Below are 16,672 nucleotides of genomic sequence, written 5' to 3' on the forward strand. Positions count from 1 at the left end.
GATATGCGGCCGGCGATGTACCTGGCTGCGTGGGTGGTCTCCGAACATGTCATCGACGATGACCGCTAAGCTGTTCGACGTTCCATCGCCTCCGTAGCTCAGTGGTAGAGCACCCGCCTTGTAAGCGGAAGGTCGTCAGTTCAATCCTGACCGGGGGCTCCATACGTATCCGAGGTGTCAGTGCCTGCCCGTAATTTCAGCCCATGAGAACGTGCCTCGGCTGTGGTGGGTCACTTTCCAAGCGCAGTCAGAAGGTCTATTGCGGCAACGCATGCCAAGCGATGGCCAGGCGTGAGGAAAGCATCAAACTCTGGCTCGCGTCCGGCGAGGCATGGGTCGACAGTCGTCGGGGACATTACGTCCGCGCGTTTCTCGCCGAGGCTCAATCGGGCCGTTGCGCGATCTGCAGCGGAGCGAGCATCTGGCGAGACTCCCCGCTCGTACTGGTGTTGGACCATATCGACGGAAACCCGGCCAACAATTGTCGAGAGAATCTCCGGCTCGTCTGCCCGAATTGCGACTCGCAACTGCCGACCTACAAGAGCCGCAATCGCGGCAATGGCCGCAGTTTCCGCCGGCAGCGCTATGCCGACGGAAAGTCGTACTAGCCCGCCCGCTATATCTCACCGTCGATAACCCGCTCGGACCGTATCGGCCGCGGTGAGCTGGACGGTCGCGACGGCCGACGGCGCGGCAGGAAACCGCCCAGCGGACCGACCACGGAGCTGAGCGCCGAGACGGTATCGGTCAGTAGCTCGATGGTGGGTGTGAGTGCGTCAATATTGGGCGCCACTTTGGCGGCCGTCTCCGAGAGGTTGGCCAGCTGCTGCAGCGGACCGTCCTTCGCGGTGAATTTGTCCAGGACGCCCTCTTCGCGCATCAGCCGTTCGAGAATCCCGTCCTCGGCGAGCAGCTGGTCGACCAGCCCGCCCGGTGCCAGCGCCCGGTCCAGGGCGCCGTCCTGTGAGGTGAGTCGATCGATGGGCCCGTCCTTGGCGAAGAGCCGGTCCAGGACGCCGCCGGGTTCGGTGAGTCGATCAGCAAGCCCGCCGGGCGCCATGACGCGCTCCACTGGTCCGCCCGGCCGCAGCGCCCTGCCGATAGGCTTGTCTTCTTCCATGAGCTCGGCGACTTTCATCGCCGAGCTGAGCGGACTCTTGCGTCCGACCAGCCCCAGCAGGGATTCGACGGTGCCGACCAGGCCTGCCCCGGGGGCGTCAGGTTGGCCGTTGTGGGGCTGTCCATCGGGAAGTTCAGCGAGAATTTCGCGCCCGGTATCGATCGCCTTGGCAGCCACCGCCAAGCCGGTATCGGCAACGGCCAGCGAAATCTTGAGCGGCGCGGTGATCAGCGACACCAGCTTCATGGCACAACTCTAGGGCGACTTTGCGCGGTTGGCTGACAATCTCCTGTGAAGAACTCACAGGAACCTCACAGCGAAGATCCAGCGCACCGTAAATTTTGAGGGGAAGATTGTCGGAGGTGAGCATCACGACTGAGACACACCAAGGAACGTTTCCCGCCAACGGCACCACCCCCGCCAAGGTGCTGGTGGTCGACGATGAGTCGAACATTGTCGAACTACTCTCGGTCAGTCTGAAATTCCAGGGGTTTGACGTCTATACCGCCGACAGCGGCGCCGCCGCCCTGGACCTGGCCCGCACGGTTCGCCCCGATGCGGTGATCCTCGACGTGATGATGCCCGGAATGGACGGATTCGGGGTGCTGCGCCGCCTGCGGGCCGACGGGATCGACGCACCGACGCTGTTCTTGACCGCCCGCGACGGCCTGCAGGACAAGATCGCCGGGTTGACGCTGGGCGCCGACGACTACGTGACCAAGCCGTTCAGCCTGGAAGAGGTGGTCGCCCGGCTGCGGGTGATCCTGCGACGCTCCGGGATGGGCTCGGAGCCTGCTCGTAAGTCGCGACTCAGCTTCGCCGATATCGAGCTCGACGAGGACACCCACGAGGTGTGGAAGACCGGCGAGCCGGTTGCGCTCTCGCCCACCGAGTTCACGCTGCTGCGGTACTTCATGATCAACGCGGGCACCGTGCTCAGTAAGCCCAAGATCCTCGACCATGTGTGGCGTTACGACTTCGGTGGCGATGTGAACGTCGTCGAGTCCTACGTCTCGTATCTGCGGCGCAAGATCGACAACGGCGAGAAGCGGCTATTGCATACGCTTCGTGGCGTGGGATACGTATTGCGCGAGCCGCGCTGATGAGCGCTGGCGTGAAGAAGATCAGGCGGTGAGTACCCGCCCCGGCGCTCGTCGGGGTGTACCGCTGCGGGTGAGCCTCGTGGTCGGAACTTTGGTTCTGGTTGCGCTGGGGTTGGTGGCATCTGGCATCGCGGTGACTACCACCATGCAGCGCACCATGATGAACCGCGCCGATCGCGAGCTGATCGACGCCGCGAATGGGTGGGCGAATCGGCCACCTCCCCCGCCGCCTGCCTTCGAAGCCAATCGGCATCGGCCACCATCCCTGTTCTTCATCCGCACCACCGATGACCGCGGGCGGGTGGTCATCATGCTCAATGACCGCGCCCGGGCCGATCCGGACCTACCGTTCGACAATGATGTGGGCGGCCGTCCCGTGACGGTGCGCTCGGCCGACGGTACAACGGAATGGCGTGCGGTATCCCGCCACGACGCGATGGGTGGGTACACCACCGTTGCCCGCGATATCACCGATGTGCGCACCACGGCCCAGGACTTGTTGTGGTTACAGGTGGCGATAGGGATCGCCGTGCTGACTGTGCTTGGTATTGCGGGATATTGGTTGGTACACCGCAGCCTGCGGCCGCTCGCCGAAGTGGAAGCAACGGCCGCCGACATCGCCGCGGGCCATCTTGATCGGCGGGTACCGGAACGCGATCCGCGGACCGAGGTGGGCCGATTATCGTTGGCGCTCAATGGAATGCTTGCGCAGATTCAGCGTGCGGTGGCCGATTCGGAGAAGTCCGCGAAGACCGCGCGCACTTCCGAGGAGCGCATGCGCCGGTTCATCACCGATGCCAGTCATGAACTGCGCACACCCCTGACCACCATCCGCGGCTACGCCGAGCTCTACCGCCAGGGTGCGGCCACCGACATCGAGCTGGTGCTGGGCCGTATCGAAGGGGAATCAACCCGTATGGGTCAGCTCGTGGAGGACTTGCTGCTGTTGGCGCGACTGGACGCGCATCGGCCCATGGAGCAGCGGCTCGTCGACCTGCTGGTGTTGGCCACCGATGCCGTGCACGATGCGAAAGCCACTGCACCAAAACGTGATATCGAGTTGGAAGTCTTCGACGGCCCCGGCACCCCGGAGGTCATCGGCGACGAGCTCCGGTTGCGGCAGGTGCTGGGCAATCTGGTGAGCAATGCCATCGGCCATACCGCTGCGGCCGTCCGGGTCCGGGTGGGCACGGAGGGAGATGAGGCTGTCCTCGAGGTCATCGATGCGGGACCGGGCATGACGAAAACCGACGCCGAACGGGTCTTCGAGCGGTTCTATCGTGCGGACACCTCACGCACCCGCAGCAGCGGAGGTACGGGTCTGGGGCTGTCGATCGTCGATGCCCTCACCGCCGCACATGACGGCACTGTCACCGTGCACACCGCGCCCGGGGAGGGTTGCCGATTCGAGGTGCGGCTGCCGCGTGCCGATATGACCGACGACGAATCGCCCGACGAGGGGCCCGAGTCGGAGGAGCCGCCAAAGATCGTGCGGGCTAGTCGATCTCAGCCAGCGCAGCCTTGATCTTCGCCTGTGCCTCATCGAGAGATTCCGCCGAAGCGTTGGGATCGGCGTTCTCGAAGCTGAAATCGGTGAGCGTGAAACCTGGGAAGACGTGGATGTGCAGGTGTGGCACCTCCATGCCCGCGATGATGTAGCCGGCACGCGGTGCGTCGAAGGCCTTGCGGATGGCGCGGCCGAGGCGCTGTGCGACGAGATTGACCTTCGCGAAGACGTCCGCGTCGATGTCCTGCCACTGGTCGATTTCGGCACGCGGCACCACCAGGGTGTGGCCCTGGGTGATCGGTGCGATGGTCAGAAACGCGACGACGTCATCGTCCTCGTAGACGAACCGACCCGGCAGTTCTCCGTTGATGATCTTCGTGAACACACTCGACATGTCCCTAGGCTAGTGGCCCGTCATCGGGGCGCAGGCCGCGGACAGCTCGCGGGGTACGGGTGCGTGGGCATCCCGGCGGGGAGTGCGGTCGGCCGGGCGTGCTGTCATGCCGATCAGGCACCCGGCGATGACCACGGCCGCTCCGGCGAGTTCCAGGGCCGTCGGCTGCTCGCCAAGGATCAGCCATGACGCTGTGATACCCACGACCGGGACCAGAAGTGAGAATGGTGCCACGCGGCTCGCCGGGTACAGGCCCATCAGGTAGGTCCACAGGCCCAGGCCCACGACGGTGGCCAGCAGCACGATGTAGACCAGGCCGCCGAGGGCGATGAGTCCGCTGTGCTCACCGATCGAGGCCACCGCGTGCCAGCCTGTCGATGGTCCCTCGGTGAGTGCCGATAGCGCGAACAGCGGGATGGGCGGCACCACCGACATCCACAGGGTTAGGCGCAGCGGTGTGCGTGGATCGGCGTTGCCTGCCATGGCCTTTCGGCTCCCGATGTTGCCGAAGGCCCAACCCAGTGCGCCGAGCATCGTGAGGATTACCGGGACCAGCGCGGCGGACGCACCGTGTGCGGCGCGATCGGCCGCGATGAGCGCCATGCCACCGACGGCCAGAGCGATACCCGCGATCTGACGGCCCGACATCTGCTCGCCGAGCAGCAGCACGCCCAGGATCGCCGTAAAGGGGGCTGAGGCCTGCAACACGAGGGAGGCGAGCCCTGTCGGCATCCCGTTCGCCATGGCAAGGAACAGGAACGCAAATTGGACGGTGCCGAACCCGACTCCGTACAACAGGAACCACTGCATCGGAACCCGTGGCCACGGTACGAACAGGATCACCGGAACCGCCAGCACCGCGAATCGCAGGCCGGCAAAGAAGAGCGGCGGGAAATGTTCCAGCCCAGCGTGGATGGCGAGGAAGTTGATACCCCACAACCCTGCAACGGTCAGTCCGAGGAGGCGGTGGCGGGTTGTCATGCCGTCGATCCTGCGTATCGAATCGTTTCAGCACAATCTAATTAATATGCACTGTTCATGTAGATTTCCTTCATGGATGTGCGCCGCCTGCGGATTCTGCGTGAGTTTGCCGATCGCGGCACTGTTGGCGATGTCGCAGACGCGATGAAGCTCACGCCCTCGGCGGTGTCGCAGCAGCTGAAGGTCCTGGCGCGCGAGGCTGGTGTGCCCCTGTTGCGGCAGGACGGGCGGGGTATCGCCCTGACGGAAGCCGGCCGCGCGTTGGTGCTGCGCGCCGACGAAGTGATTGCCGCCGTTGACCGGGCGGCTGAGGAGATGGTGGCGTACCGGGAGGGGACACAACCGGTCGTGCGGATCGCGTCGTTCCCGTCCGGTGGGAGCCTGCTGCTGCCCAGACTCGTGGCCGCGGTGGAGGGTGTGGTGGATGTGCGTCCGGGTGATGAGGACGTGACGTACAGCGAGGCGCCCAGGTTGCTTACCGAGTACGACATCGTTGTCACCCACAGGGACGAGCGAGCCGCCGCGCTGAGGTCAGCACGGGTGTGGTCGATGACGCTCATGCGGGAGCCGATCGATCTCCTGGTGCACAACGATCATCCGCTGGCGGGGCGTGCGTCGGTGACGCCGGATGAGCTGGCGGACGAGACCTGGATCAGTGTCCCCGAGGGGTTCCCGGTGGACGATGTTCTGGTCTCACTCGGGGTATCCGCGGGCATTCGGCCCCGAGTCAGGTTCCGGTTCAAAGATTTCCAGATTGTCGAAGACATGGTGGCCCACGGCCACGGGATCGCGTTGATGCCGCGATACGTGAGCCGGAGCCCGCGGGTGGCGCGACTGGTTATCCGTGAGGTCCGAGCGGGGAGGCTGTACGAGGTGCTGGCCCGTCCCGGCGCCCAGCACCGACCGGCGATTGCCGCGGCCATCCGCGGGCTGCAGGACGCTGCAGCGGTACTGGAATCCCAGTAGCCGCTAGGACGAGTGCTCGGCGATGTGTTCGAGGACCAGGGCGGCCGTTTCGTTGGGCCGTTCCTCGGCGATCCAATGGGACACGCCTTCGAAGATCTCGAAACGATAGGGGGCCTTAACGTATTTCCGGTTGAGGTCGGCGGCCGCACGAGTCACCGCGGAGTCCTCGTCGCTCCAGATGAACAGGGTGGGTACCCGCACGGCCCGCGCCGGTGACCGCAGCGAATACCGCATCGCCCGATACCAATTCACCGTTGCGGTGGTGGCTCCGGGTTCGCTGAACAGTTCCCGTATGCGCTCGGCGAGCCGGTCGGAGACCCTCATCCACTTCTTGCCGAACTTTTGGAACGCTTCCTTCTCGTTGAAACTGAACAACCATTCCGGAAGCCGTGGGATCTGGAACAGCAGCATGTACCAGGAACGCAGGATCTGGCCGCGCGGCATGGCATCCCGGAATGCGCGCGGGTGTGGGACGGACAGCACGGAGGCGGTGCGCACCCGTTCGTCGTGATTGCCGGCCAGCTGCCAGGCCACCGCGGCACCCCAGTCATGGCCCAGCACATGGAATGTGGAGAATCCGGCCTGATCGGCGAGGGCCAGGACGTCGCCCTCGAGTTTGTCCAGGGCGTAGTTGCGGACGCCGATCGGCCGGGCACCGGGGGAGTAGCCCCGCTGATTGGGTGCCAGCACGCGGAACCCCGCGTCCGTCAGCTTCGGAATGATCTCCGACCACATAGTCGCGCGTTCGGGGAAACCATGCAGCGCAACGATCACCGGTCCGTCGACGGGACCTTCGTCGATGACGTCAAAGGTCAGGCCGTCATTGGTGAAGGTGCTGAGCCTGCTCATCGGACGGCGAGTTTCTCACCGGCCTTCAGGTACCGGCCGGTCTGCAGATCGTGCCCGTAGCCCTCGATGAACTCACCCAGACGGAACACCACCTTGCCGCCGACCGCGGTGGCGACGACGGTCTCGTCATTGCGGTTCACCATGCGCGACAGGTTGTCGAAGAACGGGGCCTGCGCCTCGTTGTAAGCGTCGACGGTGCCGTCTAGCTTCTCCGGATCGATGATGACGAAATCGGCGCGGTCACCTTCGCGCAGATACCCGGCGTCGAGCCCGAACCAGGTGGCCAGCTCGCCGGTGAGCCGGTGCACCGCCTGCCCCAGGGACATCACCGGCTTGCCGGCCTTCTGCGAGTCGTTCATGCGCTTGAGGAAGCGCAGCGAGAAGTTGTAGAACGCCATATTGCGCAGGTGGGCACCCGCATCGGAGAAGCCCATTTGGAAGTTGGGGTCCTTGGCCATCTCGTCGAGCACCTTGGGCCGATGGTTCCCGACCGTGGTCGTCCAGCGGACGTTCTTCTCCCCGTTCTCCACCAAGACATCCAGGAAGGCGTCCAGCGAGGCGATACCGCGCTCGTCGCCGATCTGGCCGAAGGTCTTGCCGATCAGCGAGGCATCGGGGCATTCGACGATGACGGCGTCGTGGAAGTCCTTGTGCCACAGGCCCGGCATGTGCTTCTTCATGGCGAACTCGCGCCGGAACTTGCGGCGGTAGTCCTTGTCGGCCATCAGCTTGTTGCGATCCAGTTGCTCGCGAATGTGCAGCGCTGCGGTGCCGGCGCCGAACTCCTCGAACACCGGAAGGTCGATGCCATCGGAGTACAGCGTGAACGGCAGCGGCATGTGCTGGAATTTGACGTTGGACTTGAAGACCTTGTTACCGATCCGGGCGGCGGCGCTGAAGAACACGTTCGCGCCCTTGATGCTCTTGGAGTCGGCTGCCACCAGCAGGCTGACGGGCACAGCCTTGCGGCGCTTGAAGAAACGGGTTCCCGAGGACAGGAAGAACAACACCGCGGTGAGCGGGTTATTGATATTCGGGGCGCTCTGCAAAATGCGGTCGCGCTTGCGCAGCACGTTGATGAGGCGCCAGCGCTCGTGCCACCAGGCATACGTCGACGGCAGCGCCCGCGAGCGGTAGCGGTCTCCGTCGAGCTTGTCGATGGGGGCGTCCATGCCGGACATGCCGAGCATGCCCGCATCCAGTGCCTTGTCGAGCATGTCGGCCATCCGGTCGAGTTCCTTGCGGGTGGGGAACGACCAGTTGTTGGTGGCCCGGCCCAGCCCCATGACGGCAGCGCGTAGATCCGAATGCCCAAGGAAGGACGTCACATTAGGGCCGAGAGGCAAGGCGTCGATTTTCTTGACGTAGCTCTCCGGATCGGTCCAGTCCTGGAATTCGTTCAGTGCGCCGATCACATGCTTGCGCGGTACGGCCTCCACCCGGCTGAACAGGTCGGCGGCATCCTCGGGCTTGGCGTAGACGGTCGACATGGAACAGCAGCCGAGCACGATGGTGGTGACGCCGTGGCGCACCGATTCATCGAGCCCGGGGTTGAGCAGTATCTCGGCGTCGTAGTGGGTATGGATATCGACGAATCCGGGCAGCACCCACTTGCCGCCGGCATCGATCACCTCGGGGCAGCCGGTCTCGTCCAGCGCGGTGGTCGAGACGGTGGCGACCCGCCCCTCTTTGATTCCGAGGTTGGCCTTACGGGGTTCGGAATTGGTGCCGTTGAACCAGAGGCCATCGCGAATGATGAGGTCGTAGTCGCTCGAGGATGAGCCGCTTGCGCGAAGACTGTCGTCCATGGGGGCTGCCCTTCGTTGGGTGTTACGGCGAGTCTAAAAAAGATGGCAACCAATCACAATGTTAGTGATGGGCGCCACATTGGTGTTGCGTTCCTCTAGTGTGCACCCGTGAGTCCCACCCAGGCCGAGCGCCGTGAATCGACGATCGCGCGGTTGCTCGATTCCGGTATCGACACCATCGCTGAGCTGGGCTATTCGCGTGCCTCCGTGCAGAAGATCGCCCGGCGCGCGGGGTTGTCGTACGGGGCACTGTTCCGCCATTTCCCGGCCGTCGGCGATTTCATGGCTGCGGTGGCCCGTGAGACCCTGCGCCGCCAGCTGGCCACCGTGCGCGCACAGTTCGATGAGGCAGGCGATCGACTCACCGAATTCGAGGATGTGATGGCGGTGATGCGTTCCCTCAAGGAAGAGCCCATCAACGCCGTGCTCTACGAACTCATGGTGGCCGCGCGCACCGACACGCAGTTGCGGGAGACCTTGCAGGTCGCCGTGGCCGAATACGGCGCTCAGATGGTCGCGCTGGCGCGATCGGTGCCGGGAACCGACCGGTTGTCCGACGCGGACCTCGTCACGTTGGTCTTCATGATCACCGACATGTTCGACGGGGAGGCACTGGTGAAGACGTTGCGTCCCTACCCGGAGCTTGTCGCGGGCAGAGACGAGCTACTCGCCAAGCTGCTGCGGGGATACCGCCCGGATGCATAGCCAGGCACACTCAGACCGATAGGGTCTGGGGCATGCGCGTCCTTGTCATTGGGTCCGGTGGCCGTGAACACGCTTTGTTGATCGCCCTCAAGCGTGACCCGAACGTCGACTATCTGGCGATAGCCCCGGGCAATGCGGGCACCGCAACCGTGGCCGAACAGTATGCCGTCGACATCGGCTCCGGAGCAGAGGTCGTGGCGCTGGCCGCCAAGCTAGACATCGACCTCATCGTGATCGGCCCCGAGGTGCCGTTGGTGCTGGGTGTGGGTGACGCCGTCCGTGCGGCGGGTATCGCGTGCTTCGGACCATCGGCGGACGCCGCGCGCATCGAGGGTTCCAAGGCGTTCGCCAAGGACATCATGACGACTGCGGGCGTGCGCACCGCGCGCAGTGAAATCGTCGACAACCCAGCACATCTGGACGCCGCGCTGGACCGGTTCGCGAGCGAGCCGGCGTGGGTGGTCAAGGATGACGGGCTGGCCGCGGGCAAGGGTGTGGTGGTCACCGATGATCGCGCCGCGGCTCGCGCCCACGCCGCGAGTCTGCTCGATGACGGGCATCCGGTGCTGCTGGAGTCCTTCCTGGACGGGCCCGAGGTCTCGCTGCTGTGCATTGTCGACGGCGAGACAGTGGTGCCGCTGCTGCCCGCCCAGGATCACAAGCGGGTCGGCGACGGCGACACCGGTCCCAACACCGGTGGCATGGGCGCCTACAGCCCGCTGCCTTGGCTGCCCGAAGATACCGTCACCGAGATCGTTGACACGATCGTCAAACCCGTTGCCGCTGAGCTTGTTAAGCGCGGCAGCACGTTTACCGGAGTCCTGTATGCGGGGCTGGCGATCACCTCTAACGGCCCCTCTGTCGTCGAGTTCAACTGCCGCTTCGGCGATCCCGAGACGCAGGCGGTGTTGGCACTGCTGGAATCGCCACTGGGACAGCTGTTGAATGCCGCCGCCACCGGGACTCTCCACGACTTCGGCCCGCTGCGCTGGCAGACCGGCAGTGCCGTCACCGTGGTGCTGGCCGCCGAGAACTATCCGTTGCGCCCCCGCACTGGCGATGTGATCACCGGCTCCGAGGCCGAGGGTGTGCTGCACGCCGGGACAGCCCGTCGGGAGGACGGCGCCGTCGTGTCCTCGGGTGGACGCGTGCTGTCCGTCGTGGGTACCGGCACCGACCTGCAGGCCGCACGGGCTGATGCCTACGCGAAGATCGAGGCAGTTCGCCTGCCGGGCAGCCACTTCCGCAGCGACATCGGATTGGCGGCTGCCGAGGGGCGCATCAGCGTCTAGGGCAGCTACCCGGCCAGAATCGGCGCGATCCAGCCCAGCGCGAGTGGGACCTGCGATAACCAGTACCCGCCTTCATGTGCGCCCGGGCCAAACTCCCCGGCCGGTGGCGCCGCCAGCTGCTCGGCGAAAACCTTACTGGCGGTGTAGAACCTGTCGTCATACCCGGCCGACACCCACACCGGCATCCCGTTGAGCTGGGGCCGCCCGAGAACCGAGTTCTCCTCCCAGTTTTCCTCGTTGTCGAAGGCATCGGCGGTGGCCTCGGGGTACGACAGCCAGATCGACGGGCTTACCGCGGCGACGGCGGCCGTCCGGGGCCCGCCCAGGCGAGCGCCGTTGAGCAGCGCGCCGTACCCACCCGCGGACCATCCCATGAAGGCGACGCGGGAGATGTCGAGCCCCTCTTGGTCCGCGAGCATCGGCAGGAACTCGTCGATGATCATCGCCCCGGGGTCGTCGCCGTTCTGATGCGGATGCCAGTAGCTGTTGCCACCGTCGATCGCGGCGACCGCGAAGGGCGGAGCCCCTGCCGCGACCAAATCCCCCAGCATCCGCTCGTAACCCCAGTAGATGGTCCGCTCGGCGTTTTCGTCGCGGCCGTGCAACATGATCACCGGACGCACCGGCCAGTCGACTCCGGGCGGCCTGGCTACTTTCCACCCGGTGGGAATGCCTCCGCGGGCTTCAGAGATAAAGGACCCGCTGGTGACATCGGCGGCCGCCCGTGCGGGTGTCGCCAGCGTCGGAAGAAGCGCAGCACCAGCCCCGAGCGTGACACCCATCTGCAGCAGGCGACGTCGGCTGATTTCGGTCACGGCGCCATAATGCCAGCGGATGGCAAACCCGTCGAGGTCCAGCCAGCCGTCGAGTCTGCGCCTGGCGACGCTTTTCGCCCCGAAACCGTCGCCACACTCAGACTCGGCAGCAGAGCAGTATCACGCAGTGAGCAGCGGCGACATCCATGCCAATTCCGCGCCGATTTGCGAGCTCCAGAAGGAGCCGTCGTGGCCGCCGGGACTGAAGCCGCCCGCGGGCGGCGTTGGAAGCTGGGCGATGAACTGCTTGGTGGCGCTGTAGAACGGATCACTGTCACCGCAGTCGATCCGCAGTGGGATGGAGTTCAGCGCGGCCAGCCCCCATACCGAGTTGGCAGCGTAGTCCTCGGCGCCGTCGAAGGCGCCGGGCGCAGCAGCACCCGAGGATGTCCACAGCGCCGGACTGACCGCGGTGATGGCGGCGGTTCGTCCCGCGCCCAGGCGGGAGCCCAGGAGCATGGCGCCGTATCCGCCCATCGACCAGCCCAGGAATGCCACGCGCGAGGTGTCCAGCCCCTGCTCGGCGAGCAGCGGGATGAATTCGCTCAGCACCATGGCGCCGGAATCCTCGCCCGAGGCCCGCTTGTGCCAGTAGCCGCCGCCACCATCGACGCTCACCAAGGCGAACGGCTTGGCACCCGCGGACACCGCCTGGGCCAGCATGTTCTCCACACCGCCCTCCATGACTCCGGCGGCTGTCTGCCCCTTGCCGTGCAACGCGATGATGGGCCGGATGGGGCTGGTCACACCGGGTGGCCGGGCGATGCGCCATTCGGTGCGGACGCCGCCACGTGCTGCGGAGACAAACGAGCCCGCGGTGATGGCGCCGTCGGCGCGGGCCGGAAAGGCGCCCATGCCCGCGAGGGTGGTGAGTGCGGCGCCGGCGCCGGTTGCCGCGCCGAGTTTGAGTAGGGAGCGTCGGGACAGATCGGGCATGTCGACCATCATGCCGGTTCCGTCCAGATCCCAGGCATTCGATAGCGTCGCAACCGTGGCAGGTCTCTCGCGACGCTCGGACGTTCCGCCGTTCTACGTCATGGACGTGCTGACGGCCGCCGCCGCACGCCAGCGCACGCACGGGGACATGATCTCCCTGGCCGCCGGGCAGCCGTCGACAGGCGCTCCCGCGGTGGTTCTCGACGCTGTGCGCCAGGCACTCGGCTCACATGTGCTCGGCTACACCGAAACACTCGGATTGCCCGAACTTCGCGAGGTGATCGCCCGGTACCACCACGAGCGTTCGGGCATCGAGGTCCATGCGGACGACGTCGTCGTCACTACGGGATCCTCGGGCGGATTCACGCTGCTGTTCCTCGCGGCCTTCGACGTGGGCGACACCGTCGTGATGACCCGGCCCGGATACCCCGCATACCGCAATTGTCTTGCCGCACTGGGTTGTCGGGTCGTCGAGATCGACTCCGGACCGGAGACGCGATACCAGCCGACGGTCGCGATGCTGGAGGCCTTTGTGCAGAAGGAAGGGCGACCACCGGCAGGTCTCATCGTCGCAAGCCCCGCCAACCCCACGGGCACCATCATCGATGCGACGGAGCTGGAGGCCCTTGCGCTGTGGTGTGAGAGCAACGGCACCCTGCTGATTTCCGACGAGATCTATCACGGGCTATCCTATGGCGATCAAAAGACCTCCAGTGCATGGGAATTCAGCCGTGAAGCGGTGGTGATGGGCTCGGTGTCGAAGTATTTCTCGATGACGGGTTGGCGGCTTGGTTGGATGCTGGTGCCGCGCCGGTACCTGCGAGCCGTTGATCGACTGTCCTCCAACTTCACCATCTGCCCGCCGGCCGTGTCTCAATATGGCGCGCTGGCGGCGTTCAGCTCCGAGGCGCGTGTCGAGCTCGACGGGCACGTGCGCCGGTACGCAGCCAACCGGACCCTGCTCATCGACGGTCTCGCCGCGGCAGGAATCTCCAAGATCGCGCCACCCGACGGGGCGTTCTACGCGTATGCCGATATCGAGCACTTGACCGGTAATGCCGAACAATGGTGTGCGGACCTGTTGGCGCGCACGGGGGTAGCCGTCGCGCCCGGCATCGACTTCGACACCGTGCACGGTCACCACACCATCCGCCTGAGCTTCGCGGGAAGCCCGGACGCAATCGAGGAGGCGTTGACGCGGCTCGGACGGGGCTGACTGGCGACTGCTTGCATGAGATAGCGCAAAACGCCCGTGGGGATGCGTCGCTGCTGGCAGCATGACATGACGTGACAGTCAGGCAGCAGGTGGAGGTGTTCCCCGACGGGAATGCCGTGCACCGTCCGCAAGCCACCCCCAAGGGGGAGCGGAGGCGGCGAGCCCTGATCACTGCTGCTGCTGACCTATTGCGGGACAATGGTATTGACGCTGTCCGGCATCGTGCCGTGGCGCAGCGTGCGGGCCTGCCACTGGCCTCGACCACGTACTACTTCTCCTCACTGGAGGACCTCATCGCGCGGGCCGTCGAGCATGCGGGAGCCCGTGAGCTGGAGCAGATCCAGGAACGGCTGTCGTCGGTTCAGTACCGGCGCCGTGGAGCGGCCGCCACCGCCGAGGCGGTGGTGGAACTGTTGTTCGGTACGCCGGGCTTCGGCAGCGGGGAACAGCTGGTGTCGCGGTACGAGCGTGAGCTGGCATGCAGCCGCCATCCCGAACTGCGCGAGGTGCAGCAGAGGTTGCGTGGACAACGCGACGACGCCGTGGCCCAGGTTGTTCGCAGGTCCGGCCGGTCCATCGACAACGACCGTGTCGCGGTGCTGATTTCGACGGTAGACGGGGCGATGGTAGGCGCGCTCACCGAGGCTGCGAGCAGCCCGCAGGCAACGGCGACGTCGATGCTGTTGGACGTCATCGACGTGCTTGCTCCGCTGGAAGCCGAGCAGCTGGCCGAGTCCATTTCCTTCCCCCCATAGACTCTAGTTGTGCAAATCCCTAACGTTCTGGCATCCCGGTACGCGAGCGACGCCATGGCTGCGCTGTGGTCGCCGCAGTCAAAGGTGGTGCTGGAGCGCCAGTTGTGGATCGCGGTGCTGCGCGCACAACGCGATCTGGGCATCGATGTTCCCGACGGCGTCATCGAGGATTACGAGCGGGTGGTCGAGCATGTCGACCTGGACTCGATCGCCGCGCGCGAGCGCGTCACCCGCCACGATGTGAAGGCCCGTATCGAGGAGTTCAACGCGCTCGCCGGGCACGAGCACATCCACAAGGGCATGACGAGCCGCGACCTCACCGAAAACGTCGAACAGCTGCAGATCCGCCGGTCGCTGGAGTACGTCCACGCCCACGGCGTCGCAGTGGTGGCGCGGCTCGCACGCCACGCCGTGGAGTACCGGGACGTCGTGATGGCCGGACGCAGTCACAACGTGGCGGCGCAGGCCACCACATTGGGTAAGCGGTTCGCGTCGGCGGCCGATGAGATCCTCATCGCGTTGACCCGGCTGCAGGAGCTGCTCGACCGGTATCCGCTACGCGGGATCAAGGGCCCGATGGGTACCGGGCAGGACATGCTCGACCTGTTCGACGGGGATGTGGTCACATTGGCCGCACTGGAGGACCGAATCGCCGAGCACCTCGGGTTCTCGGCTGTGTTGACCAGCGTTGGCCAGGTGTATCCGCGTTCGCTGGACCACGATGTGGTGTCCGCGCTGGTGCAGCTCGGCGCCGGGCCGTCCTCGCTGGCGCACACCATTCGCCTGATGGCCGGGCACGAGCTGGTCACCGAGGGCTTCGCGCCCGGGCAGGTGGGCAGCTCGGCGATGCCCCACAAGATGAACACCCGCAGCTGCGAACGCGTCAACGGCCTGCAGGTGATTCTGCGTGGGTATGGCTCCATGTCTGCCGAACTGGCTGGGGCGCAGTGGAATGAAGGCGATGTGTTCTGCTCGGTGGTGCGACGTGTCGCGTTGCCCGACGCCTTCTTCGCCATCGACGGGATGATCGAGACCTTCCTGACGGTGCTCGACGAGTTCGGTGCCTATCCGGCGGTGATCGACCGGGAGCTGCGTCGCTACCTGCCGTTCCTGGCGACGACCAAGGTGCTGATGGCCGCGGTTCGTGCCGGGGTCGGCCGCGAGGAAGCCCACGAGGTCATCAAGGAGCATGCCGTCGCAACGGCGCTCGCCATGCGTGAAAAGGGCGCCGAACCAGACCTTTTGGGCTTGCTGGCCGAAGATCCCCGGCTGCCACTGGACGCATCGGCACTGGAGGCCGCATTGGCGGACCGAGCCTCGTTCACCGGCGCTGCCGCAAATCAGGTCGATCGAGTGGTGGCTGCCGTCTCAGCACTCGTCGACACCTACCCCGAGGCCGCTGCCTATAACCCGGGTGCCATCCTGTAGCGCTCCGGATAACCAAGGCGTCTGTGCGGTGGCCACTACGCGGAAACCTTTGAGATGCTGCGCGATCCGGTGATGTACTCGTCGGTGCCCCTTGCCCGCCGACATGCCGCCTCGTGGCGGGTTCGTATCGCACATCTTCGCCACGAGCGGGCGTGTCGAAATTAGGAGGAGCGCCACTCCTTCGGTGTACTGATACCCGCTGCCTTCAATTCGATGGCGGCCAGGCCGCGTATCGACGCGGTGTCCTGGGCGCGCCACGCGGCTACGGGATCGGCGGTGACTACCGTCAGCTTCTTCAGCGGCCGGTTGGCCAGCGCACGCAGTGCCAGTAGCTGTTCACCGGCCGGAGTGGCTGCGAGCTGTACCGCTACCAACTTGCGGCGAAAGAACCTGATCCGCAAAAAGATCCACGGCCCTGCGAAGGCAAGGACGGGCGGCGCGGCGACGGCGATCGCCAAAACGATTGCCAACCAGGTCGCGGTGGTGTCCAGGTTGTGGCCCGCCCCGGCCAGATCGGCGGCCGCCTCGCTCGCCGCGCGCAGCGGTCCACCGACCTTGTCGCCCACCAACGGAATCCGGTGTGCGCTGTCGCCCGCGGAGTTCAGGTTGTCCGAAATGCCGTCGGCGCCGTCCTTCACCTGCCGCCCCACCTCGGCGATCGTCGACACCGCGGCGTGCACAGCAAGCCCGACGAACACCCAGATGATGGTCCAGATCGTGACCGCTACGTCGCTGAACAGCTGGCCGAGCAACCGTCCCGGTCGGGTCGAGTAGGGCAGGAATCGCATGAATCGTAG

The 16,672-nt window shown here is 65.6% G+C and carries 17 protein-coding genes and 1 tRNA gene; 10 read left to right on the top strand and 8 right to left on the bottom strand.

The features are described from left to right. Window positions 1-87: 87 nt before the first annotated feature. Both AC5Y5C_RS07200 and AC5Y5C_RS07205 read left to right on the top strand, forming a co-directional pair. Window positions 88-162, top strand: a tRNA-Thr gene (locus AC5Y5C_RS07200). A gap of 41 nt (window positions 163-203) precedes the next feature. Beyond that, window positions 204-608 carry an HNH endonuclease family protein gene (locus AC5Y5C_RS07205; RefSeq protein WP_499970426.1) on the top strand — a complete coding sequence of 135 codons (405 nt, stop codon included), beginning with the start codon at window positions 204-206 and terminating at the stop codon, window positions 606-608. Window positions 609-616: 8 nt separating this feature from the next. On the opposite strand, the gene AC5Y5C_RS07210 is transcribed toward AC5Y5C_RS07205, so the two are convergent. Continuing rightward, window positions 617-1,366 carry a hypothetical protein gene (locus AC5Y5C_RS07210; RefSeq protein ID WP_499970428.1) on the bottom strand — a complete coding sequence of 250 codons (750 nt, stop codon included), beginning with the start codon at window positions 1,364-1,366 and terminating at the stop codon, window positions 617-619. A gap of 116 nt (window positions 1,367-1,482) precedes the next feature. Here AC5Y5C_RS07210 and AC5Y5C_RS07215 point away from each other — a divergent pair, with 116 nt between their 5' ends. Continuing rightward, window positions 1,483-2,223, top strand: coding sequence for a response regulator transcription factor (locus AC5Y5C_RS07215; protein ID WP_099051502.1), 741 nt, complete (start codon window positions 1,483-1,485; stop codon window positions 2,221-2,223). Further along, window positions 2,189-3,748 (top strand): sensor histidine kinase, encoded by a 1,560-nt coding sequence (locus tag AC5Y5C_RS07220; protein ID WP_499970430.1) that lies wholly within the window; start codon window positions 2,189-2,191, stop codon window positions 3,746-3,748. Before AC5Y5C_RS07215 ends, AC5Y5C_RS07220 begins: the two co-directional genes overlap by 35 nt. On the opposite strand, the gene AC5Y5C_RS07225 is transcribed toward AC5Y5C_RS07220, so the two are convergent. Both AC5Y5C_RS07225 and AC5Y5C_RS07230 read right to left on the bottom strand, forming a co-directional pair. Next, window positions 3,720-4,124 (bottom strand): HIT family protein, encoded by a 405-nt coding sequence (locus AC5Y5C_RS07225; RefSeq protein ID WP_499970432.1) that lies wholly within the window; start codon window positions 4,122-4,124, stop codon window positions 3,720-3,722. The two genes, AC5Y5C_RS07220 and AC5Y5C_RS07225, sit on opposite strands and share 29 nt — an antisense overlap. A 9-nt stretch (window positions 4,125-4,133) precedes the next feature. Continuing rightward, a complete protein-coding gene (locus AC5Y5C_RS07230) occupies window positions 4,134-5,105 on the bottom strand; it encodes an EamA family transporter (protein WP_499970433.1) in 972 nt (323 codons plus the stop codon). Between the two features lie 72 nt (window positions 5,106-5,177). On the opposite strand from AC5Y5C_RS07230, the gene AC5Y5C_RS07235 reads away from it, so the two are divergent. Then, window positions 5,178-6,071, top strand: coding sequence for a LysR family transcriptional regulator (locus AC5Y5C_RS07235; RefSeq protein ID WP_499970435.1), 894 nt, complete (start codon window positions 5,178-5,180; stop codon window positions 6,069-6,071). A 3-nt stretch (window positions 6,072-6,074) separates the two neighbouring features. On the opposite strand, the gene AC5Y5C_RS07240 is transcribed toward AC5Y5C_RS07235, so the two are convergent. Next, the gene (locus tag AC5Y5C_RS07240) at window positions 6,075-6,920 is read right to left on the bottom strand and encodes an alpha/beta fold hydrolase (protein ID WP_499970437.1); all 846 of its coding nucleotides are present in this window, start codon (window positions 6,918-6,920) and stop codon (window positions 6,075-6,077) included. After that, window positions 6,917-8,728, bottom strand: coding sequence for an N-acyl-D-amino-acid deacylase family protein (locus tag AC5Y5C_RS07245; protein ID WP_499970439.1), 1,812 nt, complete (start codon window positions 8,726-8,728; stop codon window positions 6,917-6,919). The genes AC5Y5C_RS07240 and AC5Y5C_RS07245 overlap by 4 nt, the downstream gene beginning before the upstream one ends. Window positions 8,729-8,836: 108 nt before the next feature. Here AC5Y5C_RS07245 and AC5Y5C_RS07250 point away from each other — a divergent pair, with 108 nt between their 5' ends. Both AC5Y5C_RS07250 and purD read left to right on the top strand, forming a co-directional pair. Then, a complete protein-coding gene (locus AC5Y5C_RS07250; RefSeq protein ID WP_499970441.1) occupies window positions 8,837-9,433 on the top strand; it encodes a TetR family transcriptional regulator in 597 nt (198 codons plus the stop codon). Window positions 9,434-9,465: 32 nt separating this feature from the next. Then, entirely contained in the window at window positions 9,466-10,725 is a 1,260-nt protein-coding gene (gene purD, locus AC5Y5C_RS07255; RefSeq protein ID WP_499970442.1) for a phosphoribosylamine--glycine ligase, read from the top strand. Window positions 10,726-10,730: 5 nt separating this feature from the next. Here the strand turns inward: purD and AC5Y5C_RS07260 are convergent, their stop codons facing one another. Beyond that, on the bottom strand, window positions 10,731-11,540 hold the full coding sequence (locus AC5Y5C_RS07260) for an alpha/beta hydrolase (RefSeq protein ID WP_499970444.1): 810 nt from the start codon (window positions 11,538-11,540) through the stop codon (window positions 10,731-10,733). A gap of 120 nt (window positions 11,541-11,660) precedes the next feature. Continuing rightward, window positions 11,661-12,476, bottom strand: a complete 816-nt coding sequence (locus AC5Y5C_RS07265; protein WP_499970446.1) for an alpha/beta hydrolase — start codon at window positions 12,474-12,476, stop codon at window positions 11,661-11,663. Here AC5Y5C_RS07265 and AC5Y5C_RS07270 point away from each other — a divergent pair. The 3 genes from AC5Y5C_RS07270 to purB all read left to right on the top strand — a co-directional run bounded on the left by AC5Y5C_RS07270 (window position 12,475) and on the right by purB (window position 15,875). Then, on the top strand, window positions 12,475-13,692 hold the full coding sequence (locus AC5Y5C_RS07270; protein WP_499970448.1) for a pyridoxal phosphate-dependent aminotransferase: 1,218 nt from the start codon (window positions 12,475-12,477) through the stop codon (window positions 13,690-13,692). The genes AC5Y5C_RS07265 and AC5Y5C_RS07270 overlap by 2 nt on opposite strands. A gap of 71 nt (window positions 13,693-13,763) precedes the next feature. Continuing rightward, window positions 13,764-14,447 (top strand): TetR/AcrR family transcriptional regulator, encoded by a 684-nt coding sequence (locus tag AC5Y5C_RS07275; protein WP_499970450.1) that lies wholly within the window; start codon window positions 13,764-13,766, stop codon window positions 14,445-14,447. A gap of 9 nt (window positions 14,448-14,456) precedes the next feature. Beyond that, window positions 14,457-15,875, top strand: a complete 1,419-nt coding sequence (purB, locus tag AC5Y5C_RS07280) for an adenylosuccinate lyase (RefSeq protein ID WP_499970452.1) — start codon at window positions 14,457-14,459, stop codon at window positions 15,873-15,875. A gap of 161 nt (window positions 15,876-16,036) precedes the next feature. Here the strand turns inward: purB and AC5Y5C_RS07285 are convergent, their stop codons facing one another. Continuing rightward, window positions 16,037-16,663: a hypothetical protein gene (locus AC5Y5C_RS07285; RefSeq protein ID WP_499970454.1), complete on the bottom strand. Its 627-nt coding sequence runs from the start codon at window positions 16,661-16,663 to the stop codon at window positions 16,037-16,039. Window positions 16,664-16,672: the final 9 nt, after the last annotated feature.

The sequence above is a fragment of the Mycobacterium sp. NGS15 genome (genome assembly GCF_059813245.1).